Source organism: Cryobacterium sp. Hh38 (assembly GCF_004403235.1).
Classification (GTDB): domain Bacteria; phylum Actinomycetota; class Actinomycetes; order Actinomycetales; family Microbacteriaceae; genus Cryobacterium; species Cryobacterium levicorallinum.
In genome coordinates this window covers 102,548-125,736 of sequence record NZ_SOHD01000046.1, presented here as the reverse complement: position 1 = coordinate 125,736, position 23,189 = coordinate 102,548, and the positions used below count along the sequence as shown (strand labels likewise).

Here is a 23,189-nt window from a genome sequence, read left to right as displayed (position 1 = left end):
GCGCCGAAATTCTACTGGCGTGACGCGACAGGCTTCGACGGCCACCAGAACCGGTCGTCCACCAGAAAGACCAGGGCCGGCACGAGCACGGTGCGCACGACAAGGGTGTCGAGCAGCACGCCGATGCAGACGATCACGCCGATCTGGGTGAGCGCCACGACCGGCAGGACGCCGAGCACGGCGAACACCGCCGCGATCAGAATCCCGGCGCTCGTGATCACCGCTCCGGTCGACGAGAGCGCCCGCACCATGCCTTCTCGGGTGCCGTAGCGCCGGGCCTCTTCCCGCGCTCGCGTGGTCAGGAAGATGTTGTAGTCCACGCCGAGAGCGACCAGGAACAGAAAGGAAAACAGCACGACGCTGGTGTCGAACGCGGCGAAGCCGAGCAGGTTCTGAAAGATCAGGTTCGAAGCTCCCAGGCTGGCGAAGAAGGTGCCGAGCACGGTGGCGATGAGCAACGCCGGCGCCACGAGGGAGCGCAGCAGCAGCGCCAAAATGAGAAAGACGATGCCCAGAATCAGCGGCAGAATCAGGGCCTGGTCCCGTTCGGCGCTGATTTTCGTATCGAGGGCCGTGGCATCGCTGCCACCGACCAGCGCCTGCGAGACCGCGCCCGAAGCATCCGCTAAATCGCTGCGCAGTTGGCTGAGGGTCGCGAAAGTCAGGTCGCTGCCTGGTTCGCTGTCTAGGGTGACATCGATGCGGGTCAGGCCGCCGGCGTTCTCACCGGCGACAGCCGCGGAGACCCCTGGGGTCTGCAGGGCCACTGCCACGGTGTCAGCGGATACCGCATCCGGCGTCAGCACGACCGTCTGGCTGGTCAGCCCCGCCGAAAAAGACGCGTCCACGATGTCCTGGGCAACAACCGACTCCGGGTTGCCGAGCAACTGGTCGGCCTGGGATAGCCCGACCGCGGCTCCGTTCAGCCCGAACGCGAGCGAACCGATCGCCAGAACGGACACGATCGTGATGATCACCGGATGCCTGGCCACTCCGCGACCGAGCCTGGTCCAGAAGCCGGTGCGCGGGGCAGTGGCCTGGGCCTGCACGCGCGGAATGAACGGCCAGAACAGGCCGCGCCCGCAGACCACGAGGGCGGCCGGCAGCACGAGCAGGGCGAACAGAATGGCGATGAGTACACCGATGGCGCAGGCGATGCCGAGCGCCCGGTTGCCGGCCAGTTCGGCGAAAACCAGGGTCGCCAGGCTCAGCGCAACGGTGCCGCCGCTCGCCGCGATGGCCGGGCCGGCGCTCGTCACGGCGGTGCGCATGGCGACGTTGCGATTTTCGGTGTGCAGCAATTCTTCGCGATAGCGGGCCACGAGCAGCAGGGCATAATTGGTGCCGGCGCCGAACACGAGCACCGAAAGGATGCCCGAGATCGAGGCGTCGAGGGCGAAACCGAGCGGTTCGGTCAGCGCGCCGGCGACCTTGCCGGCCAGGCCGTCGGCGAGCCCGACCACGACGAGCGGCAGGATCCAGAGCACCGGGCTGCGATAGGTCACGATCAGAAGCACCGCGACGACGATCACGGTCACCAGCAGCAGGCGAAAGTCGGCTCCGGCGAAAGCGTTGGTGATGTCGGACTGAAAGCCGACCGGCCCGGTGACATAGGCGGTCAGCCCGCTCGGCAGCGCGGTCGACGCCGTTGAACGGATGTCGGTGGCCGTCTTCGCAATGTCGGCCGTCGCGCTCGCCGCCTCCAGCGGCACCACACTCAGCGCCGCCTGACCGTCGTCGCTGAACTGCGGCGTGGCCGCGCGCGGGGCGATCGACGCGGCACCGAGCTGCTCGGCTGCGGCGGTGATCGCGGTTTGGTCGGACGCCGTGAGCGCGGTGCCGTCGCGGCTCCAGACCACGATCGCCGCGGTCTGGTCGGCCGAGGGAAAGTCGGCGAGCAGCTCGGTGACTTGGGCCGCCTGGCTGGTCTCCGGCAGCCCCGCCGCCGGAAAATCCTCGGACTCATTGGCCGGGAGCAGCGCAAACAGCAGACCGACCGCCACGAGTGTTCCGAGCAAGACCGCCCAGGCGGTGCGTTTGCCGGTGATGAATCGCGTGATCGCGAGCACAGTTCCTCCAGAACCTCGATAATCGCTATCCTAGCTAGCTATACCAGTGCCCGAATTGTTTTGAATTACTCAAAACAAATGCTAGGGTCGGAGCATGACGACGATCGAACCGAGCGAAGAGACCGCGGGCCTGCGCCTGGCCGCAGCCGACGCCGGGTTGCTCGCCGACAGCCTCCGTTCGGCTGGTCTCAAAGTCACGGCGCCGCGTCTGGCTGTGCTGCGCGCCCTCACCGATATGCCGCACTCCAACGCCGATGCCCTGTTCACCGCGGTGCACACCGACCTGCCCGGCACCTCGCTGCAGGCGGTCTACGGGGTGCTCGCCTCGCTCGGCACTGCCGGACTCGTGCGCAAGATCGAACCGGCCGGTTCGCCCGCCCTGTTCGAGCGCAGGGTCGGCGACAACCACCACCACATCGTCTGCACCCGCTGCACTGTGGTGCACGACGTGGACTGCGCCATCGGTCACGCACCCTGCCTCACGCCGGCGGATACGCTCGGTTTCGACGTGCGCGCCGCCGAGGTCATCTACTGGGGCCTGTGCGCCCAGTGCCAGCTCGACACCGCACACCCCTAACTTTCTTCCGCCAACCTCGCGTTGCTGATCCACACCAAGGAGCACCATGACTATCAAGCCCACTACCGACCAGACGGGAACGCCCGTCGCCAGCGACGCGCACTCCCTCACCGTCGGCGCCGACGGCGTCACCGCGCTGCACGACCGCTACCTGGTCGAGAAGCTCGCCCAGTTCAACCGCGAGCGCATTCCGGAGCGCATCGTGCACGCCAAGGGCAGCGGAGCGCACGGCGAGTTCGTCGTGACCGGCGACGTCTCGAAGTACACCCGCGCGGCCGTGTTTCAGCCCGGCACCGTCACCCCCACCCTGCAGCGCTTCTCCAGCGTGGCCGGCGAGCAGGGCAGCCCAGACACCTGGCGCGACGTGCGCGGCTTCTCGGTCAAGTTCTACACGACCGAGGGCAATTACGACATCGTCGGCAACAACACCCCGGTGTTCTTCATCCGCGACGGCATCAAGTTCCCCGACTTCATCCACTCGCAGAAGCGCCTGCCGGGCACCGGCCTGCGCGACGCGACCATGCAGTGGGACTTCTGGACGCTCTCCCCGGAGTCCGCCCACCAGGTGACCTACCTCATGGGAGACCGCGGCCTGCCGCGCTCCTGGCGTGAAATGCCCGGCTTCGGCTCGCACACCTACCAGTGGATCAACGCCGCCGGCGAGCGGTTCTGGGTGAAGTACCACTTCGAATCCAACCAGGGCAACGTCGAGATGGAAGGCTCAGAAGCTGAGCTCATCGCCGGAGCGGATGCTGACTACTACCGTCGCGACCTGTCCGACGCCATTGCCGCCGGCAACTTCCCGTCCTGGAACGTTTCCGTGCAGGTCATGCCGTACGAGCAGGGCAACACCTACCGATTCAACCCGTTCGACGTGACCAAGGTCTGGCCGCACGCCGACTTCCCGCTCATTCCGGTCGGAACCCACACCCTCAACCGCAACCCGGAGAACTTCTTCGCCGAGATCGAGCAGGCCGCGTTCTCGCCCGCCAACTTCGTTCCCGGAATTGCCGCAAGCCCCGACAAGATGCTCATGGCGCGCATCTTCTCCTACCCCGACGCGCAGCGCTACCGCGTCGGCACCAACTACACCCAGCTGCCGATCAATGCGGCGAAGAGCCCGGTCAACAACTACTCGCAGGATGGCGCGCAGCGCCACCACTTCAACGCCCCGAGCCAGCCGAACTACGCACCCAACTCCCTCGGCGGCCCCGTCGCCGACCCGGCCGCGGCCGGCGAGGGCGCCTGGGAAGGCGACGGAACGCTGCTGCGTGCCGCCGCGACCCTGCGCAGCGAGGACAGCGACTTCGGCCAGGCCGGAACGCTGTACCGCGAGGTCTACGACGACGCCGCCAAGGCGCGCTTCCTCGACACCATCACCGGTGCCATCAGCGGCGTGACCCGCCCCGAGGTCACCGAGCGTGCCATTTGGTACTGGACCAGCGTTGACGCCGACCTCGGCGCCAAGCTGCGTGCGAACCTCGCTGTGTTCGCCGCGGCTGCCGCCATCGACGCTGAGTACGTCGCCGCGCAGTAGCGCTTCTGCACGACAAAACCGCCCGGCCTGTTCCCAGCCCGGGCGGTTTTGTGTGTGCTGCAGCCGCTCACCGGAATGGACGGCGGTGTCACGAGCCACGTTGGCTGAACTAGCGGATGTAGCCGCCCTTTTTCAGGCCGGCCTCGATCTCGAAGCGGTTCTGCAGCGGATTGCGCCCGCCGAGCGCGTATAGCAGCGGAAAGACCATGCCGAAGCGCTGCCACTGGCGTTTGTGCACGGCCTCATGCTCGAGCACGGCCGCGGTGACGTTCTGATTGGTGAGGTAGCAGCCGCCGACGCAGGATCCGCCGCGTCCGAACGTCCACGGCGGCATGCCGCGAAACACATACAGGCCGGCCTTGCGCTCGACTCGGCCGGTACTCCAGATCGAGCCCCAGACTAGCCCGAACGCGGTTGCGTACAGGTAGCCGGCGCGGCTGACGGGTGAGTCGAACAGGATGCGCCGCATCCGCTACTCGTCCGCGGCCTCGGTGTCGTTGTCGGTCGACCCGGGGCGTCCGTACGCTTCGAGCAAGCGCAGCCAGACTTCGCTCAGCGTCGGGTAGCTCGGCACGGCGTGCCACAGCCGGTTGATGGGCACCTCGCCGACAATGGCGACCGTGGCCGAATGCAGCAGCTCAGCGACATCCTGCCCGACGAAGGTGACGCCGAGCAACACCTCGCGGTCGAGGTCGACGATCGCGCGCGCCTTACCGACGTAGCCGACGGCGAGCACGGAGGCGCCGCCCAGGTTGGCGAGGTCGTAATCGAGAATTCGGATGCGATACCCCGCCTTGACAGCGGATGCTGCGGTCAGCCCGACCGAGGCCACCTCCGGGTCGGTGAAGGTGACCTGGGGCACGGCGGCGTGGTCGGCGGTCGCGACGTGCACGCCCCAGGGCGCCGTGTCGATCGGTCTGCCGGCCGCGCGGGTCACGATCGCGTCGCCAGTCGCTCGTGCCTGGTACTTGCCCTGGTGGGTGAGGAGCGCGCGATGGTTGACGTCGCCGGTGGCGTAGAGCCAGTCACCGGCGAGCGCGGGGGAGTCGCCCTGCACGAGCAGGGTGTCGTCGACGGCGAGCCAGTCGCCTTCGTCGAGCCCGACGGTTTCAAGGCCCAGATCCTGGGTGCGCGGGGTTCGGCCGATGGCCACGAGCACTTTCTCGGCCGTGACGGTGCTGTCGTCGTCGAGGGTGAGCGTGACGGTGCCGTCTGAGTTGCGGTGGGCTTCGGTGGTAGACGGGCCGACGAGGACGGTGACGCCGTTGCGCCGCAGGGCGGCGGTGACGAGCTCACCGGCGAAGGGTTCCTGACCGCCGAGCAGAGGGCTGCGCGCGATGACGGTCACTGTCGAGCCGAGTGAGGCGTAGGCGGCGGCCATCTCGGCGGCGACGACGCCGCCGCCGATCACCGCCAGGCTGGCCGGAATCTCCTGGGCGCTGGTCGCGTCGCGGCTGGTCCACGGTTCGATGTTTGTCAGGCCCGGAATGTCGGGCAGGAGGGCGGCCGAACCGGTGCTGACGACGACGGCGTGCGTGGCGGTGAGCACGGTCACGGTGCCGTCGGCGGACGTCACGGTGACCTCTTTCGTGCCGGTGAGGCGGGCGTGGCCGCGTACCAGGTCGATTCCGGCCGACTCGAGCCACTTTGCCTGGCCGTCGTCCTTCCAGTGGCTCGCGATGGCGTCGCGTTGTTTGAGGGCGGCACGCGCGTCGACGGTTCCGGTGACGGCTTCGGCGGCGCCCGGCACGCGCCTGGCCGCAGCGAGAGCGGCGCCGCTGCGCAGTAGAGCCTTGGACGGCATACAGGCCCAGTACGAGCATTCGCCGCCGACCAGGTCGCTTTCGACGACGACCGTGCGCAGGCCGCCCTGCGCGGTGCGGTCGGCCGCGTTCTCGCCGACAGCGCCGCCGCCGATCACAATGACGTCGTAGTTCTGACTTGACATTGAATCTCCTTGACTTTGTGGCCCGACCGTTCAGAGCAGCCTATCCCGAGGTGCCCGTCGGGGGCCCACTCTGTGAACCCGGGCCCGATTAATAGGCTGGGCCTGCGTTCCGGGCCCGGTCGCAGAAGAGGAGGGTGCGCGCGTGGCTAACGGCCCACGAAGACGGCGGGGGTCCGGGTCATGAAGGACTGCATGCCGATGCGGGAGTCCTCAGTTTGCACCAGGCGGGCGAGGGCCGGCTGCAGCTCTTGTTCAGCGGATGCCGCCCCCTCCCGCTGCGCCAGGCGCGCATTGGCGAGGGTGGCCTGGATCGCGAGGGGTGCCTGGGCGGCGATCTTCTCGGCGAGCTCGAGCGCCCGGTCGAACTGGGTGCCGTCGGGCACGACTTCCTGAACGAGGCCCAAACGATGCGCTTCGGCGGTATCGAACAGCTCACCGGTGAGCAGCCACCGCATGGCATTGCCCCAGCCGGCCGCACGCGGGAACCGAATCGTCGCGCCGCCGAACGGCAAAATGCCGCGGGCTACCTCGATCTGCCCGAACTTGGTCGATTCGGCGGCAACCACAATGTCGCTCGCGAGCATGAGCTCGATTCCGAGGGTGAGACAGGTTCCCTGCACGGCGATGACGACCGGTTTACTGAGGGATTCGCCATCCACTTGCCACGGGTTGATGCCGCCCTCCGGCACCATTTCGAGCCCGGCGGGGCCCAGCCGGGGACCGATGTCGGCGAGGTCGAGCCCGGCCGTGAAGTGCTCGCCGACGGCGTAGACCAGGCCGACGCGCAGCTCGGGGTCGCCGTCGAGCTCACCGTAGGCGAGGGCGAGCTGCCGCAGCAGGGCAAAGTCGGCGGCATTGCGCTTCTCGGGCCGATTGAACCCGATCAGAAGAATGTGGCCGCGGCGCTCGGTGAGGATGCGGGGCTGATCGTTCATGGGGCCTCCATTGGTCGGTGTGTGAATTCGTGCGGTGCTCGCCGGGCCTGTCGCCCCGAGTCCATAACTCCTGCAATTCGTTGGCGGTCCCGCAAAGTTGCCCAGAATGACGCCGGTGTGTCCCTGGCCAGCCAGAAATTGCAGCAGTTATGCGCATTCCCACTCACTCAGTCCGGTCACCTGCGAGATCAGTGCCTAGCGGGTGAGTGCCCCGATGATGCGCAGGATGCTCGGCAGATCATCGGTCGCCGCCTCGGGGGAGGCCGGCGCGAACCCGGTGATCGTCGCTCCGGCGAGGGTGAACTCAGCGCGCAGGGCGGTGATCGCTCCACCGAGTTCGGCCACGCTCAACCCGAACGGAATCAGGTCATTCAGGCCGCCAAGAGCTGACGGATCGAGCACATCCAGGTCGATGTGCACGAAGATGTGCTTGGCGCCGATGGCAGCGACGGCCCCGACCAGGGCGGCCGGGTCGGTCAACTCGGAGCAGGACACGCTCACCAGGCCGCGCTCCTGCAGGAGAACGTCTTCGGCATCGTCGACATCGCGGATTCCGGCCAGCACGACGCGGTCGAGTGACACGCTGCTCGTGGCGGCGAGTTCCAGCTCGGCTGGCCCTTCGCCGCTGATCGCGCGCAGCACCATGCCGCAGAATCCGCCGGACGGTGAGGTCTCTGGCGTGTGCAGGTCGGGGTGGGCGTCGAACCAGACGACGGCCAAGTCGCCCGGATGCGTACGCGCCGCGTGCTCGACAGCGGTGAGGGCAATGCCGCAGTCGCCGCCGATGGAGAGCGCCCAATCGGCCGTGTCCTTCAAAACAGCGGTGTGGCGTTCCCGCACGTGCTGGATCGCGGAGAACCGGTGCACCCCGGTATCGAGCGCGTCACCGGCCTCGACCGGAACGTCGACCAGACGCGTGGCCGAAAAGGGCAGGTCGCCTTGAATGGCCGCCGCCCCGTCGACCAGGCGCATTGCGCGCGGAGAAATCGAACCCTGCCACTGTGGTACTACAACGAAGGTGGGAGCCATACCTCAGTATGGCGCAGCGGCCGGGGCCAACAACATCCGCTTCGCCGAGAGCGAATTTCTCGCCGGGCTCGCCGGTCAGGTCCTGAGTGGACAACTTTGGTGGGTGCCACCGGGGTGTCACCCACCAAAGTTGTCCACTGAACGCTCAGCGCTCGAGGGCGGCGGTGGTTCCGGCTTTCAGGGCCGCGAGGCGGGCATCCACTTCGGTGAGCTCGCCGAGGTCGTCGAGGCTTTCGAACTGGGCGTCAAGGCCCGACGCGGCGAGCTCCTGCGCGCCGCGAACCCGGGCTTCTTCGCGACGGATCTTGTCCTCGAAGCGGTTGACCTCGCTCGTCGGATCCATCATGTCGATGCTCTTGACGGCATCCATCACCTGCGCCTGCGCCTTGGCGGTCTTGGAGCGCGCGACGAGCTCTGCACGCTTGTTGGTGAGTTGCACCAACTTCTCTTTCATGGCGTTCAGGCCGGTCTTGAGCTGGTTGACGACGGCGGTCTGGGCCTGAATCTGCGGCTCAGCGGTCTTCGCTTCCTTCTCCGAGGTGAGCTGGCGACCCAGCGCGACCTTGGCGAGGTTGTCGAACTTGTCGGCGTCGGCAGCGTTGCCGACCAGGCGCAGCTCGTCGGCCTTGCGGCTCGCGGCCAGGGCCTTGTCGCCCCACTCCACGGCGGCTTCCTGGTCTTCGCGGTAGTCGTCTTCGAGCAGCCGCAGATTGCCGATGGTCTCGGCGATCGCGCTCTCGGTGTCGGAGACGCTGCTCGAGAAGTCGCGCACCATCTGGTCGAGCATCTTGGCGGGGTCTTCCGCCGAGTCGAGGATGGCGTTGATGTTCGCCTTCGCGAGCTGGGAAATACGGCCGAAGATGGACTGCTTGGTCATTCGGGTGTCCCTTCCAAAGGAGTCGTCCTGGTCGAGCTGACCCGCCAGGAAAGTGCTTGCATGACCAAAGTTTAGGGTGACCGGCAGAGGCGAGTCTGGGAACCTCAGGGAATCCGTGCGATTGCGATGTTGCCCTGTGTTACAGGGCTACTCGCGTGCTACGGGCCTGCCGCCCACAATGGAATCAGGACAGCAATGCGACAGGACGGGAGCCCGGCATGAACCAAGAATTCACGAACCGGATGCTCGTCGTCGTCGAGGTTACCGGAGCGCGCCCAGACCGCCCCGCCTATCACGCCAAGGTGCAGGTGCTCAATTCGCGCGTCGCCGCCGATGCCGAAACCGCCGGCTGGGCAGTCACCCGGGTCGCCGCTGCCGACGTCACATCGGTCGAACTGCTGCGCATCACAGCGGATGCCGACGCCATCATCATCGTCGGCGGCGAAGACGTCACGCCCCACTTCTACGGCGGCGCTACCGGCTACGAGGGTGAGACGGCACACTTCCCGGTCGCCGACGAGGGCCAGATAGCCCTGGTGCAGCGTGCCCTCCTGGTCGGCACCCCGTTGCTGGGCATCTGCCGCGGCCTGCAGATCATCAATGTCGCCCTCGGCGGCAATCTGGTGCAGCACATTGACGACGGCATTCACAAAAACATCGACGTGCCGATCGACCAGATTCTCTCCACCCACGACGTCGTGCTCGCCGCCGACAGCACCCTGGCCGCGAGCCTCGGCCGCATTGACATCTCGGTGCAGAGCGCCCACCACCAGATCGTCGACCGCCTCGGCGCCGGACTTGTGGCCGCCGCCCACGCCCCCGACGGCCTGATCGAAGCCCTCGAGCATGAGAGTGCTCCGATCACCGGCGTGCAGTGGCACCCCGAAGCGCCCGACTCCCCGGTCGATCAGCTCGCCCGGCTTCTGGCCGGTCTGGCCGAGCAGCACGGGGCTCGCTCGCTGCGCGTCGACGCCCCCGCGCTCGCCGCGTAACCGGCCTGGGTCAGCATCCGCTGAAACGACCCGCGCTGGTCTCGGGATCGCCACCAATTCGTTGGCCGATCCTGCCGAGACCGCCATGGCACGGCCCTCGCGGCGCCGCGGAACCGAAAAAGCCCCGGCACTTCTCGCCTGGGGGGAGGTGAGAAATATGCCGGGGCTTTACGTGGAGTGGGGGAACTCCGTGTGTAACGGTACGGGGCATGGCCTGAGAAGAGGCTGATAAAAAACAAAAGAGTCTACCCTCGCGCCAGAATGAAATCTCCCGGTTGGCCGGTTTGTTACGCATCCGTTGCAACGCGTCGAGCGCACAGCGGTCGGCCGACTGAACTGAACCGAGGCCGCCGTTCCACAAAACTAGGCGGTGCCGACCCGGGTAGGGAGTCGACACCGCCTCGGATGTTCGAGTCGGCTGGTGTCAGGCGGCCTGGTGCTTGGTGGCGTGGTTTTTGTCGGCCTGGTGTTCGGTGGCCTGGTGTTCGGTGGCCTGGTGTTCGGTGGCACTGACAGCGCTCGCAGAGTGGCTCCAGGCGAGGAGTTCGGCCTGCGCCCGCTTACGGCTCGCAGCGGTCTGTTTGGGGGGGACCGCAACGATCATTCGGGAGCCCGGGCAATCCTTGGAGGAATTGGCCAGGGAATGGTAGGTCGCGAAGCGGGTATCCGACGTGATCCACACCATTTGTTGGCATTCGGGGCACTCTGTCTGCAACATTTTCACGATTGTCCGTTCCATCGCCGACTCCGGGTAATCGGTTCGATAATTCCAACCTAGCGGGGATAGACAGCGTGATGTCCTCCCCTGTGACGGGGACAGCAGGAAACGCCAAATGGTGGTACTTTACTCCGGCAAGTGCTTGCGCTCATTCTGATTTCCCCGCCCGCAAGAGCCGATGCAGTGGAGATACGCCTTGAACATTGATTGGGAATTCAACGGACTGCCGCTTCACGTGCTGATCGTGCACGCGGTCGTGATCGTGGTGCCACTCGCCGCCCTGTGCGCGCTGCTCACCGCGTTCTGGCCGGCCGCTCGGCGGCGATTGGGCATCGTGACGCCCCTGGTGGCCCTGGCAGCGCTCGTGCTGGTTCCGCTCGCCGTGCAGGCGGGGGAGTGGCTGCAGTCCCGGCTGGTCAACGTGACCCCGTTGCTCGGCACGCACACCTCGCTCGGCAACACGCTGCTGCCGTGGGTGATCGCCCTGTTCCTCGTGGCGGCACTGCAGTGGTTTTGGTACCGCTACGTAACCGCCGAGGGCGCCCGTTTCTCATCCGCTCTGCCACACGGCACCGGACGCCTCGCGGCCACCATTGTTCTTGATCTTGTGGTTCTGGTCAGCGCGCTTGGATCGGTCGTCACGGTTGCGCTCATCGGGGAATCGGGTTCTCGAGCGGTCTGGACCGACCTGTTCACCTCGTGAGGGTGCCGCATCGAACGTGCGACACCCTCACGCGCCTCTCAGGCCCGCGGCCTGGGCGGCTGCGGCTTCTGGAATGCCAGCTCCCCGCCAACGCGCCCGCCAAACGGCCGGCCGTGGTCGGCGAATTCCTCCCGAAAGTAGCCCATGCGCCACGGGCCCATTTCGAGCCGCGACCCGGTGCGCAGAATCTGGCTGTTCCCGGTGCCTCCCTCGGCCGGTCGAGAGCTGCTCGCGACGTCACCCATCGCAAACAGAACGTACTCATCGTTGTCATCGTGGCGAATTTCGGCGTGCAGCGGTTTCAACCCGGGCAATTGCAGGTCGGCATCCGCGGACGAGCCGATCGTCGTCACGCCCGGCAGTAGGTTGAATTCCCGGGGCATCTGCCCGTTCCAGTTCTCCGAGCCCACGACGAAGATGAGGCGGGGTCGCCCGCTTCCCGGCGTGTAGTGCGTTGTGGTGATCTTTCGCCGGCGGTGTCGATCAAAGGTCGGTGCGAGCGGAAACACCGTCGATGGCGGCAGCGGAATGGCAACCGGCATGCGTGCACGCCCGCGCATTCGTGCCTGCACGAGCGGCCCGAGGGCGTTTCGGGACCCGAGCACGATGTGCGGTGACCGCGTCAACAGCCGTTGCGAAACGGATGCCTGCACGTCGCCGAGACGCGCAATCAGCCCGATCGGGCCCGTGATGGAGACGGTCAGACCGCGGGAGGCCAATTCGGCAGCCAGCGCGCGCAGCGGTTCCAGATTGAGCGCACGCCCCTGCACGAACATTTCCGGGTTGCTCGTGAATACGGTGATCTCCGTGCCGTTGGCGGTCACCGTGCCCTGCATGGCATCCGCTGACCCAAAGGAATCGCCGAACTCTGCTCCGGTCGAATCCGCACCGGAGGAAGCTTTCGACGCACCGACCGCACCCGTCGGTTCGACCAGGGAAAAGGCGAGATCGATGTGCAGACTCACCGGGGAGCCAGCCAGTGTTGAGCTCGCCGAGGAGCTCACGATCAGCCCCGAAACGGATCGGAGCCGAGCGACTTCTCGTCGCTCGTGGTTACCCGCAGGGTGCCGTTGAGCTTCCAGACGGCCCGCGGAGCATCGGGGCCGATGTCACGGGGAACTTCGACGACCATATCGATGAAACTGTAGTTGATGGCCGCACCCTTACCGGTGAGGTACGACCACATTTCCTGGCCGAGATCCGCCCAGTCCTTGATGGTGTGCTCCTCGGATTCAGGGGTGCTCTCAACGTTGCCCAGGTACGTCTGTCGTTCAGTCACGGTAGGTTCCTTTTCGCTCGCACAGATGGTGTTGCAGGTACCGGCAGGTGCGCCGGTCTCGCGCGGGCACAGCGCCCGCGCGATTTACCTAGCGTAGTTACCTAGTTGCGTGCGGTAAAGGATTGTCCCCAAACGGGGAACGGGTATTATTCGGCGTCGAGATCCGTCTCCAGAATCTTGACCAAGGAGTCGAGAGCCTCGTCGGCGCCTTCGCCGTCGGCACGCAGCACGACGGTATCGCCGTTGGAGGCGCCGAGACTCATAATGGAGAGGATGCTCGACGCGTCCATGGCATCCTCGGCCGGCTCGCCGGCCATGGCGATGGTGACCTCGAGGGGCAGCTCACCGACCGCGGCGACAAAGATTCCGGCGGGGCGGGCGTGCAGACCGACGCGGCTTGCGATGACAGCGGTTCGTTCAGACATGGGGTCCTCCAAGGTAAGCAGTGTTGACAAAGAGTGAGGGCAGATTACAAACCCAGCGTATTAAGTATGGGAAGTTTTTCGCGAACGATTCGACGGGCATCCGTTGCTGAATATGATTTGAGGGCCAGGGCGGCCAGTTGCTGCGCCTCGGGCAGCGTCACGCTCGCGAGCACGGCGGCGACGGCGGAGAGGGCCCGTGCGGTCATGGACAGTGTCGAGACTCCGAGTCCGACCAGCACCACCGCGAGTGCGGGATCGGCGGCAGCTTCACCGCAGACCCCAACCGGCTTGTCGTTGCCCTCGTCACGCGAACCGGCCACGGTCAGGCGGATCAATTGCAGCACTGCTGGCTGCCACGGCGTGTTGAGGGCCGCGAGTGGGCCGAGCTGGCGGTCGGCGGCCATGGCGTACTGGGTCAGGTCGTTGGTGCCGAGGCTGACGAAGTCGACGTGTTCGAGAATGCTCGCGGCGGTGAGCGCGGCCGAGGGGACCTCGACCATGACGCCGGGTGTCGTGAGCCCCGCCGCGGCGCAGAGGCCGGCGAAATGTTCGGCTTCCTCGGCGGTGGAGATCATCGGCGCCATCACCCAGACCTGCGCCTCGGTGCCGTTGGCTGCCTGCGCGATGGCCTGGAGCTGACGCTCGAGCACTCCGGGGGAGGTAAAATCGGTGCGGTAGCCGCGCACGCCGAGGGCGGGATTCGGCTCGGAGGCATCGGTCAGAAACGGCAGCGGTTTGTCGGCGCCGGCGTCGAGGGTGCGCACGACGACCTTCTTGCCGGGGAACGCGTCGAACACGCCGCGGTAGGCGTCGACCTGTTCGGCGATGGTGGGTTCGGTGTCACGTTCCAAGAAGCAGAATTCGGTGCGCAGCAGGCCGACGCCCTGGGCACCGGCGGCGGCGGCTTTGACCGCATCCTTGGCGCCGCCGACGTTGGAGAGCAGCGGAACCAGGTGGCCGTCTTTGAGGCGTCCGGTGCCGTCGAACACGGCCAGGGCGGCGGTGGTGGTCGCCCAGGCCTTGGCCAGGTCGATCTCGTCGGCGCCGGGGTCGACCAGAATCGTTCCGGCCGCGCCGTCCACGAAGACGATGGTGCCGTCGGTCAGGCCTTCGACGCCGACAGCGGCGACCACGGCCGGCAGCCCAAGGGCGCGGGCGATGATGGCCGTGTGCGACTGGGGTCCGCCGCTCGAGGTGACGAGGGCGAGAACCTTCGCCGGGTCGAGAGTGGCAGTGTCGGCCGGCGCAAGATCCTCGCCGACCAGAATGAACGGCGTGTCCGAGTACGGGATTCCGGGGGCCGGAACGCCGCGCAGTTCGGCCACGATCCGGCCGCGCACATCGAGCACGTCGGTCGCCCGCTCGGCCATGTAACCGCCGAGGTTGTGCAGCATTTCGGCCACCGAGGCGGCCGCATCCCAGATCGCCCGTTCCGGTGAGGAACCGTTGGTGATGAGCTTGACGGCCGCCTTAACCAGCATCGGGTCGTTCGCCATCAGTGCTGTCGCCTCCAGCACCTCCCGGCCGGCGCCCGAAGCGCCGACCGAGCGAGCTGTGAGACTGGTTTGCACGGCCTTTGCTGCGACCCGCAGGGTAGCGGATGCCTCTTCCGGCGTGGTCCCCTCGACCAGGCGTTCGCCCGCAGCGGGTTCCCGCACGGGCTGGGGCATCAACAGGATGGAGCCGACGATACGGCCGGGGCTGACACCGACTCCGGTGAAGGTGCGGCCGGTTTCGGCGCGGTCGGTACTGGCCTTGCCTGAAAGCGTCTGCACGATCGTCCTCAATTCCTTGAACCCCAGCCTGCGGCTGGCGTCACTGTACTGCGTGGCATTCTTCGCGGGGAGTTCCCGCACGGGGTACTTTCCGGGTCAGGCGTTGACCGGGGCGGCGTCCACGACTGCGGGCTTGCGCACCGCGTAACGCTTGAGCCCGACCACGGCGAACGCTGATACCACAGTACCGATCGCAATGGCGAGCACGAACAGCAGGAAGTTGTCGATGGCGAAGAAGACGAACATTCCACCGTGTGGCGCCTTGCTCGTGATGTTCCAGGCCATGGACAGCCCGCCGGTGACCGCTGCGCCGAGCATGGCGGCCGGAATAACCCGGAACACGTCGGCAGCGGCGAACGGAATGGCGCCTTCGGAGATGAACGAGGCACCCAGCAACCAGGCCGCCTTGCCGTTCTCACGCTCAGACAGGCTGAACAGCTTCTTGTCGATCACGGTGGCGAGGGCCATTGCGAGCGGCGGAACCATGCCGGCGGCCATGACCGCGGCCATGATCTGCCACGGTGCCTGGTTGGCAAGGCTCGCCGCGCCGAGGCCGGCGACGGCGAACGAGTAGGCGACCTTGTTGACCGGACCGCCAAGGTCGAATGCCATCATGAGACCGAGAATGACACCGAGAATCACAGCGGATGCCCCGGTCATGCCGTTCAGCCAATTGCCGAGTCCCACGGTGAGCAGCGCGATCGGACCGCCGAGCACGAGGAACATCAACCCGGACGCGACGATCGATGCGATCAGCGGAATGATCACGACGGGCATCAGGCTGCGCAGCCAGCGCGGAACGCTGATCCTGGCAATACTCATGGCGACGACACCAGCGAGCAGCCCGCCGACTATACCTCCGAGGAAGCCAGCGCCCATGAAGCCGGCGACGGCGCCCGCGACGAAGCCGGGCGCGATACCGGGACGGTCAGCGATCGCGAAGGCGATGTAGCCGGCCAGTGCGGGAACGAGGAAGCCCATCGACAAGGCGCCGATCTTGAAGAAGACCGCGCCGAGATAGACACCGAACCCCCCGAGCAGGTTCGCCCCGCCGTCCGGCAGATTGAAGAGACTGTTGTTCAGCACCACGTCGTCGGCGATGTCCGTGATCGCGTAGCCGCCGAACAGAAAGCCGAGGGCGATCAGCAGACCTCCGCCGGCGACGAACGGAATCATGTAGCTGACACCGGTGAGCAGCGCGCGCTTGAGCTTCTGGCCCAGGTGCTCGCTCTTCTCGTTCGATGCGCCGCCGAGGTCGACGGTGCCGCTGACGCGACGGGCGTTCGGGTTGAGTGCGGCCGCGAGGGCTTCCTCGATCAGTCGGCCAGGTTCGTCGATGCCGCGCTTGACCGGGGCGTTGATGACGGGCTTGCCGGCAAAACGTTCCCGGCCGCGCACGTCGACGTCGACGGCGAAGATGACGGCGTCGGCGGCAGCAATGACCGCTGGGTCGAGTGGGGTGACGCCAGCCGAACCCTGGGTTTCCACCTGCAGGTCAACGCCGACGGCCTTGGCAGCGGCCACGAGCGAGTCGGCGGCCATGTAGGTGTGCGCGATGCCGGTCGGGCAGGCGGTGACGGCGACGATGCGCCCCCTGCTGGTTGACTCGGCGCCGGTCTGAGCCGGACCGGTGCCGGCGTTTGCATTCTCGGCGGCACCGGCCGCGTGTGCGCCAGCGGCAACCGGAACCGGGGCGACGACGTTGCCCACGAGTTCGACGATCTGCTGCGCGGTCGACGCGTCCCGAAGGGCCGCGGTGAAGTCTTTCTTCATGAGCGACCGGGCGAGCTTGGCCAGAATCTTCAGGTGTTCCTGGTCGGCGCCTTCCGGGGCCGCGATGAGAAAGACCAGGTCGGCGGGGCCGTCCTTCGACCCGAAATCGACCGGGGTCGACAGACGGGCCAGCGCGAGGGTGGGTTCCAACACGGCCGACGAACGGCAGTGCGGAATGGCGAGGCCACCCGGAATGCCGGTGGCGGTCTTCGCTTCGCGAGCGAGGGCATCCGCGTACAACGCCTCGATCTCGGTGGCGCGACCTGACTCGACGACAAGCTCGGCCAGGCGCCGAATGACGTCCTTCGGCTCGCTGCCGAGATGGGTGTCCAGAGCAACGAGCTCCGGGGTAATCAGTGCACTCACTGGTCATCCTCCTTTGGATGTGCGGCCAGGACCGGCCGGGGGACCGATTCTGGGGCAAGGTCCGTCACGGTGACGGCGCTGGGGTTGGTTTGGTGCAGGGCGGGAACAGTGGAACCGGGTAGGGAGGCTGCGGCGGCGCCGTGGGCGGCGGCCTGGCGCAGGCGGTCGGGGGCGCTCGCGCCGAGGTTGCTTTGCAGCAGGTAACCGGCCAGGGCCGAGTCGCCGGCACCGACGGTGCTCACGGCGATCATCGGCGGCGTGGTAGCGAGCCAGCTGCCCTCGGCAGTGACGAGCACGGCGCCCTTCGCTCCGAGGGTGGCCAGCACGGCACCGACACCGCCTGCGATGAGCACGCGCGCCGCGTCGACGACAAGGTCGGGGTTTGCCTCGAGCGTGTCGCCGTCGAACAGTCCGCTCAACTCCGCGAGTTCCTCACCGTTGGGTTTGAGCAGATCGGGGTGGGCCAGCGCCGCTTTCTCCAGTGGGCCACCCGAAGAATCCACAGCCACTTTCGGTGCCGCCGAGCCAAAGCGTTCGCGCAGCTCGCGGATGATGCGGGCGTAGAAATCGTCGGGCACACCGGGCGGCACGGACCCGGCCAGCACGAGCCAGCTGGCGCCGGCCGACTGCTCGAGCACCAGGTCGACGAGGGCGTTTTGCTGGGCCGGGCTCAGTTCCGGTCCGGGTTCGTTAAGCTTGGTGGTCGTGCCGTCGGGTTCGGTGATCGCCACGTTGCTGCGCAGCGGTTTGCCGATGTGCAGGCCGAGGTGCGGAATGCCGTGGCTGGTCAGGGCGAGCAGCACCGGGTCGTCGGCGTCGCCGGGGAGGATGGCCATGCTAGAGATGCCACTCGCTTCGAGGGCGCGGCAGATGTTGACGCCCTTGCCGCCGGGTTCGCCGTGGGCGGCGACGGCGCGTTGCACTTCGCCGCGGGCGAGCGGCCCGGCCAGTTCGATGGTGCGGTCGAGGCTCGGGTTGGGGGTCAGCGTTACGATCATGCGATCACCACGTCGACATCGGCTGCGGCCAGTGCTGCGGCAAGATCGGCGGATGGCGCGGCATCCGTTATCAAGGTGTCGATCGCTGCGAGGGCGGCGAAGGAGACCAGGGTCTCCTGGTCGAGCTTGCTGGAATCGGCGAGAACGACGACGCGCCGGGCTGCCCGGACGATCGCGGACTTGACCGCTGCTTCGACCGAGTCCGGGGTGCTGAGGCCGAAGGTCGCGCTGATGCCGTTGGTGCCGATGAAGGCGATGTCGGGGCGCAGCGCCGCGAGCTGGGCGACGGTGCCGGCACCAACGATCGCGCTGGTCAGCCCACGCACCCGACCGCCGAGAATGTGCAGGTTGATGGCGTCGTTGCGGGAGAGTTTGGCGGCGATCGGAACGGCGTTGGTGATCACGAGCAGCTGGTCGCCGGCGACGGCGGGCGTCCAAGCGGCGAGGCGCTCGGCGAGGCGCTCGGTGGTGCTGCCGGAATCGAGCAAGATCGAGCCGGTTCGACTCGCGGGAATCATGCGCAGGGCGGCATCGGCAATGCGGGACTTCTCGTCGAGGCGTTGGGTCTGACGCTCGTCGAGGCTCGGCTCTGACAGGCTCAGGCGATCGATCGCGACGGCACCGCCGTGCACTCGGCGCAACTGGCGGGCGGCCTCGAGGGTGTCGAGGTCACGGCGCACGGTTTCGGCGGTGATGGTGAAACGCGCGGCGAGGTCGGTCACGGTGACCCGTCCTTCGGTTGCCACGAGTGCGGCGATCAAGAGTTGACGTTCTTCGGCGAACACGAATTGCCTCCTCGACGATGAGTGACACAGGTCACAAGATGTTGGTTTCATCGACTTTAGCTGTGTTTATTTTTGTTTGTCAAGAAAAAACAAGATAAACAAAGAAATTACCTCGTTCAGGTGGAACGGATGCTGTCGGTCGGCCGTGTCGGTGGCCGACGGTAGCGTGAATGTTATGAAGATTCTGCACACCTCGGACTGGCACATCGGGCGCACCTTCCACACCCATTCGACCCTCGAACACCTGGCGGTCGTGCTCGACGCCGTCGTTGCGGTGGTGCGCGAGCGAGGCGTCGACGTGGTCGTCGTGGCGGGCGACGTGTTTGATTCCGCCATGCCCTCGAAAGAGAGCTACGCGCTGCTGACGCGCGTCTTGCGGCGTCTGAAGGAGGCCGGGGCATCCGTTGTCATGACCAGCGGAAACCACGACTCGGCCACCCGTCTGGGCTTTCAGGCCGAGTGGGCGGCGCTGGCCGGCATTCACGTGGTCACCCGGCCCGAGCAGTACCTCGAACCGATCACCATCAGTGATGAGCACGGGCCGGTGCACTTCTACGGCATTCCGTTTCTGGAGCCTGTACTCATCCGACACCTGCACCCCGGCGAGCTGCTGAAAACGCACGAGCAGGTCCTGGATTTCGCCATGACGCGGATTCGGGCCGACCGGTCACTGCGCGGACTTACTGCGGGCGGCGGGCGCAGCGTGGTGCTCTCGCACTGCTTCGCCGCCGGGGTGACCCCGGCCACGGCGGCGAGCGATGTGGAGCGCGATATCACCGCCGGCGGCCTCGACGTCGTTCCGCTGAGCGTCTTCGACGGCTGTGACTACGTCGCGCTGGGGCACATCCACGGCCGGGCCACCCTCACCGACCGCGTACGCTATTCCGGGTCGCCACTGCATTACTCCTTCTCCGAGGTGGGCAAACCGCGGGGAGCCTGGCTGGTCGAACTCGATGCCTCCGGCCTCGGGCGGGTCGAGTGGGTCGACCTGCCGGTGCCGCGCCGATTGGCCGTGCTCACCGGCGAGCTCGCCGATCTGCTCGAAAATTCCAGCTACGCCGACAACGAGGGCGACTGGGTGAAGGCCATCCTCACCGATCAGGTGCGGCCGCTCGACGCCATGCGTGCGCTGCAGGCCCGGTTTGCGCACGCGGTGGCGCTCGAGCATCGTCCGGCGATTCGGGTCGACCCCGGCGATAACAGCTACGCCGAGCGCATTCGCGCGGCGACGAGTGACCCCGAGATCGTGGCCGGCTTCCTCTCTTTCGTGCGCAACGGCGTCGGACCGACCGAATTTGAGAGTGCGCTCGTCGCCGAACTGCTCACCGAGCAGTCCACCCGGGCGGTGAACTCGTGAAGATACTGCGGTTGCGGCTCGCCGGGTTCGGCCCGTATAAAGACGAACAGCTCGTGGACTTCGAGCGCTTCGACAGTGACGGCATCTTTCTGATCTCCGGCAAGACCGGGGCCGGCAAATCGAGCATTCTCGACGCCATTTGTTTCGCCCTCTACAACCAGGTGCCGCGCTTCGATGGCAGCGAACTCAAGCTGCGCAGCGACCACTGCGAGGCTGGCGACCCGACTTTCGTCGAACTCGACTTCAGCGTCAACCAGTCCCGATATCGGTTGCGCCGCAGCCCGGCGTACGAACGACCCAAGAAGAATCAAGTCGGGGTCACCACGGCCGCGCCGACCGCCGTGCTGCAGGTTCTGGACGACGCCGACGGTTCCTATAATGGCGGCTGGCGCGGTGTAGCAGCCAAGCCCGGTGCCGTCGGGCACGAGCTTGACACCATTCTGCCGCTGAAGGTCGACCAGTTTCTGCAGGTGATCCTGCTCGCGCAGAATCGATTCCAACGATTCCTGCTCGCCAAGACCGAGGAGCGCCGCGCTGTCCTGCGCACCCTGTTCAACACCGGCCGCTTCGAACAGCTCGAGGCCGCGCTGATTCTGCGCCGCAAGGGATTGGACGAGCAGCTGGCGACGAGCCAGCGCGACCTCGAGCAAGACCAGACCGCTGCCGCACAGCTGCTACGGGACGAGGGGCCGCTCGCCGCACCAACCGCTGGGTGGTTTGCCGCCGCCCAGCATGACCTCGCCGGGCAACTTGATGCTGCGACCATTGAGCAGGCGCGCACCATGGCCGAACTGACCGCCGCGACCGACCGGCACCAGTCCCTGCTGCAGACCGAGCAGCGTCAGCTGCGTCGATCCGCTGCCGCCAGTGCTCTGGCCGCACTCGACTCCCGGCAGGACGACATCGTGCGGGAGCGCTCCGATCTGCAAAACGCCGCGCGTGCGGCCCGAGTCTGGCCGCAGGTTCGGGCGCGCCACGAGGCCGCCAGTGCACTCGCGGCGGCCGAGAGCGCCCTGGCCGCCGCACAGGCGCAGCGCACGGGCGATCGCCCGGCCGAGACTGCGGGTGCTGGTGCTGCGGGTCGTTCGCGATCGGATGTGGCTTCCCCGGAAACGCTCGGCCAGCTTCAGCTGGTCATTGACGGGCTGCTCGGCCGCCTTGGTGCGCTCGAAGATGCCCTCGCCGACGAGCTCGCCCTCCCCGAGCTCGACAACGAGATCGCCGAGCTACTGATCGAACAGCTGGAAGGCACTCGCGCGCTCGATGCTGCCCGTGCCCAGGCCGATGCTTTGCCCGAACAAATCGAGGCAATCACCGCGGAGCACTCCGCGGCACAGCTCGCGGCTGCTCGTCAGCCCGACACGATGATTGCGCTCGACCGCGCCACCCTTACCCTGGAGGCCGCGCAGACTGTCACGCGGCTCAGTAGCGTCCTGCTCACCGCGCAGCAGGCCGAGTTGACTGCGAGCGGCGACAACGCCGACGCGGCCGCGCACTACGAGAGCGTGCTCGCTCGTCGCTTCTCGGGATTCGCCGCTGAGCTCGCCGCCCGGCTGATCACCGGGGACGCCTGCGCGGTGTGCGGGTCAACGGCACACCCCCAGCCAGCCCTCGGCCACGATGATCCGGTCACCACCCACGATCTGAACACCGCGCGCAGCACGGTCACCGACCGGCAGGGTCAGCTCCTCGTGGCCCAGAACGCGGTGCAATCGGTCAATCTGCGTCTGGCCGAAGCCCGCGCCCTCACCAGCGGCCGCGACGCGGCCACGGTCACTGCCGAGCACGACGCAGCAACCGCGGCGCACCGGCTGGCCGATCGGGCCACCGCGACTCTGCCCGATTTGCAGGCCCGGCTCGCTCAACTGCAGTCCACGATGACCCGGGCGGCCACGAGCGTCGACCAACTACGCGGCCAACGCGATCAGGCCAGCACCGCTCATGCCTTCAAGGTCAGCCAGAGGGAGGCCATCTTCGGCCGGCTTGCCGCGCAACGCGGCGAGTTCGACAGTGTGCGCGGCCAGGCCACTCACCTGCACGACGAACTGACCCAGGCCCGCACCCTCGCCACCGCACTGAGTGTGGTCGATGAGTGCGGCGCAGCCGAAGACGCCGCGCAGAGCCGCCTCACCGCGCAATTGGCTGAAGAAGCCTTTACCGATGAAGCAGCAGCACTCGCCGCGCGGCTCGACCAGCCCGAGATTGAGCGACGCACGAGAGCTCTGCGGGTGCATGATGACGGTCTGGCGGCAGCCCGCGCGACCCTGGCCCAGCCCGACCTCGCCGATTTACCCACCGAGCCCGTCGACGTATTACCGGCCGCGGCCGCCGCTGCCGCTGCGAGCACGGCTCGTGATGCCGCGTTGACCCGGCAGAGTTCGCTGGTCGATCGCACCGGGACCCTCTCGGCGATCGTGCGCCGGGTTGGATCGCTGTTCGCGGCATCCGCTCAGTTGCACGAGATACAGCAGCAGGTGAGTCAGCTGGCCGACGTCGTGCACGGCGACGAACCCAACACCAAACGCATGCGACTGGAGAATTACGTGCTGGCCGCGCAGCTCGAGGAGATCGTGGCGGTCGCCAACATTCGGCTGCGCACCATGACCAGCGGTCGCTACACCCTTGAACACGATGACTCCCTGGCTTTCGGCGGGGCACGGTCGGGCCTGGGGCTCGCCATCCGCGACGAATACACCGGACGGGCCCGTCCAACGCACTCGCTGTCGGGCGGTGAGACATTTCTCGCCTCTCTGGCCCTCGCTCTGGGGCTCGCCGAGGTCGTGACCGGGCAGGCCGGCGGCGTCACCCTCGATACCCTCTTCGTCGATGAGGGCTTCGGCTCCCTCGACGGTGAAACCCTCGAGACGGCCATGAGTACGCTCGATTCCCTCCGTGCCGGGGGCCGCACCATCGGGCTGATCAGTCACGTCGATTCCATGAAGGAGCAGATCCCTGCAACTCTTCGCATCGTGGTGACCGATCGGGGCTCTAGCGAAATTGAGGGCGGTGACGCCACGGGGTGACCGGCGCCGCCGGGCGTGCCAAT

The 23,189-nt window shown here is 67.0% G+C and carries 20 protein-coding genes; 6 read left to right on the top strand and 14 right to left on the bottom strand.

Annotated elements, in window-relative coordinates:
- Positions 1–11: 11 nt before the first annotated feature.
- Positions 12–2,069 carry an MMPL family transporter gene (locus tag E3T41_RS16910; protein WP_134479450.1) on the bottom strand — a complete coding sequence of 686 codons (2,058 nt, stop codon included), beginning with the start codon at positions 2,067–2,069 and terminating at the stop codon, positions 12–14.
- 94 nt (positions 2,070–2,163) lie between these two features.
- On the opposite strand from E3T41_RS16910, the gene E3T41_RS16905 reads away from it, so the two are divergent.
- Positions 2,164–2,646: a Fur family transcriptional regulator gene (locus tag E3T41_RS16905; protein ID WP_134479449.1), complete on the top strand. Its 483-nt coding sequence runs from the start codon at positions 2,164–2,166 to the stop codon at positions 2,644–2,646.
- A gap of 46 nt (positions 2,647–2,692) precedes the next feature.
- Entirely contained in the window at positions 2,693–4,183 is a 1,491-nt protein-coding gene (locus tag E3T41_RS16900; protein WP_092451273.1) for a catalase, read from the top strand.
- A 109-nt stretch (positions 4,184–4,292) separates the two neighbouring features.
- Here E3T41_RS16900 and E3T41_RS16895 read toward each other — a convergent pair whose 3' ends face one another.
- The 5 genes from E3T41_RS16895 to E3T41_RS16875 all read right to left on the bottom strand — a co-directional run bounded on the left by E3T41_RS16895 (position 4,293) and on the right by E3T41_RS16875 (position 8,972).
- On the bottom strand, positions 4,293–4,652 hold the full coding sequence (locus E3T41_RS16895) for a Fe-S oxidoreductase (RefSeq protein WP_104132773.1): 360 nt from the start codon (positions 4,650–4,652) through the stop codon (positions 4,293–4,295).
- Positions 4,653–4,655: 3 nt separating this feature from the next.
- Complete coding sequence (locus E3T41_RS16890; protein WP_092451269.1) at positions 4,656–6,131, bottom strand: NAD(P)/FAD-dependent oxidoreductase; 1,476 nt, start codon at positions 6,129–6,131, stop codon at positions 4,656–4,658.
- Positions 6,132–6,277: 146 nt separating this feature from the next.
- Positions 6,278–7,066, bottom strand: a complete 789-nt coding sequence (locus tag E3T41_RS16885; protein WP_092451267.1) for a crotonase/enoyl-CoA hydratase family protein — start codon at positions 7,064–7,066, stop codon at positions 6,278–6,280.
- A gap of 195 nt (positions 7,067–7,261) precedes the next feature.
- Positions 7,262–8,095, bottom strand: a complete 834-nt coding sequence (locus E3T41_RS16880; RefSeq protein WP_134479448.1) for an arginase family protein — start codon at positions 8,093–8,095, stop codon at positions 7,262–7,264.
- A 145-nt stretch (positions 8,096–8,240) separates the two neighbouring features.
- A complete protein-coding gene (locus tag E3T41_RS16875; RefSeq protein ID WP_134479447.1) occupies positions 8,241–8,972 on the bottom strand; it encodes a PspA/IM30 family protein in 732 nt (243 codons plus the stop codon).
- Positions 8,973–9,190: 218 nt separating this feature from the next.
- Between E3T41_RS16875 and E3T41_RS16870 the strand changes: the two genes are divergently transcribed.
- Positions 9,191–9,964: a gamma-glutamyl-gamma-aminobutyrate hydrolase family protein gene (locus E3T41_RS16870; protein WP_092451262.1), complete on the top strand. Its 774-nt coding sequence runs from the start codon at positions 9,191–9,193 to the stop codon at positions 9,962–9,964.
- Between the two features lie 424 nt (positions 9,965–10,388).
- Here the strand turns inward: E3T41_RS16870 and E3T41_RS16865 are convergent, their stop codons facing one another.
- The gene (locus E3T41_RS16865; protein WP_134479446.1) at positions 10,389–10,682 is read right to left on the bottom strand and encodes a hypothetical protein; all 294 of its coding nucleotides are present in this window, start codon (positions 10,680–10,682) and stop codon (positions 10,389–10,391) included.
- A 196-nt stretch (positions 10,683–10,878) separates the two neighbouring features.
- On the opposite strand from E3T41_RS16865, the gene E3T41_RS16860 reads away from it, so the two are divergent.
- A complete protein-coding gene (locus E3T41_RS16860) occupies positions 10,879–11,385 on the top strand; it encodes a hypothetical protein (protein ID WP_241991222.1) in 507 nt (168 codons plus the stop codon).
- A gap of 38 nt (positions 11,386–11,423) precedes the next feature.
- Here the strand turns inward: E3T41_RS16860 and E3T41_RS16855 are convergent, their stop codons facing one another.
- The 7 genes from E3T41_RS16855 to E3T41_RS16825 all read right to left on the bottom strand — a co-directional run bounded on the left by E3T41_RS16855 (position 11,424) and on the right by E3T41_RS16825 (position 18,786).
- Positions 11,424–12,389: an FHA domain-containing protein gene (locus E3T41_RS16855; RefSeq protein WP_233195367.1), complete on the bottom strand. Its 966-nt coding sequence runs from the start codon at positions 12,387–12,389 to the stop codon at positions 11,424–11,426.
- Between the two features lie 2 nt (positions 12,390–12,391).
- Positions 12,392–12,643 (bottom strand): hypothetical protein, encoded by a 252-nt coding sequence (locus E3T41_RS16850; protein WP_092451375.1) that lies wholly within the window; start codon positions 12,641–12,643, stop codon positions 12,392–12,394.
- A gap of 167 nt (positions 12,644–12,810) precedes the next feature.
- Positions 12,811–13,089 (bottom strand): HPr family phosphocarrier protein, encoded by a 279-nt coding sequence (locus E3T41_RS16845; protein WP_092451256.1) that lies wholly within the window; start codon positions 13,087–13,089, stop codon positions 12,811–12,813.
- 44 nt (positions 13,090–13,133) lie between these two features.
- The gene (gene ptsP, locus E3T41_RS16840; protein ID WP_255411854.1) at positions 13,134–14,864 is read right to left on the bottom strand and encodes a phosphoenolpyruvate--protein phosphotransferase; all 1,731 of its coding nucleotides are present in this window, start codon (positions 14,862–14,864) and stop codon (positions 13,134–13,136) included.
- 96 nt (positions 14,865–14,960) lie between these two features.
- Complete coding sequence (locus E3T41_RS16835) at positions 14,961–17,003, bottom strand: fructose-specific PTS transporter subunit EIIC (protein WP_134479445.1); 2,043 nt, start codon at positions 17,001–17,003, stop codon at positions 14,961–14,963.
- Positions 17,000–18,001: a 1-phosphofructokinase family hexose kinase gene (locus tag E3T41_RS16830; protein ID WP_134479444.1), complete on the bottom strand. Its 1,002-nt coding sequence runs from the start codon at positions 17,999–18,001 to the stop codon at positions 17,000–17,002. Before E3T41_RS16830 ends, E3T41_RS16835 begins: the two co-directional genes overlap by 4 nt.
- Positions 17,998–18,786, bottom strand: coding sequence for a DeoR/GlpR family DNA-binding transcription regulator (locus tag E3T41_RS16825; protein ID WP_092451250.1), 789 nt, complete (start codon positions 18,784–18,786; stop codon positions 17,998–18,000). The genes E3T41_RS16830 and E3T41_RS16825 overlap by 4 nt, the downstream gene beginning before the upstream one ends.
- 175 nt (positions 18,787–18,961) lie before the next feature.
- Here E3T41_RS16825 and E3T41_RS16820 point away from each other — a divergent pair, with 175 nt between their 5' ends.
- The gene (locus E3T41_RS16820) at positions 18,962–20,143 is read left to right on the top strand and encodes an exonuclease SbcCD subunit D (protein ID WP_092451248.1); all 1,182 of its coding nucleotides are present in this window, start codon (positions 18,962–18,964) and stop codon (positions 20,141–20,143) included.
- Positions 20,140–23,166, top strand: a complete 3,027-nt coding sequence (locus E3T41_RS16815) for an AAA family ATPase (protein WP_134479443.1) — start codon at positions 20,140–20,142, stop codon at positions 23,164–23,166. Before E3T41_RS16820 ends, E3T41_RS16815 begins: the two co-directional genes overlap by 4 nt.
- The last annotated feature ends 23 nt before the right edge of the window (positions 23,167–23,189 follow it).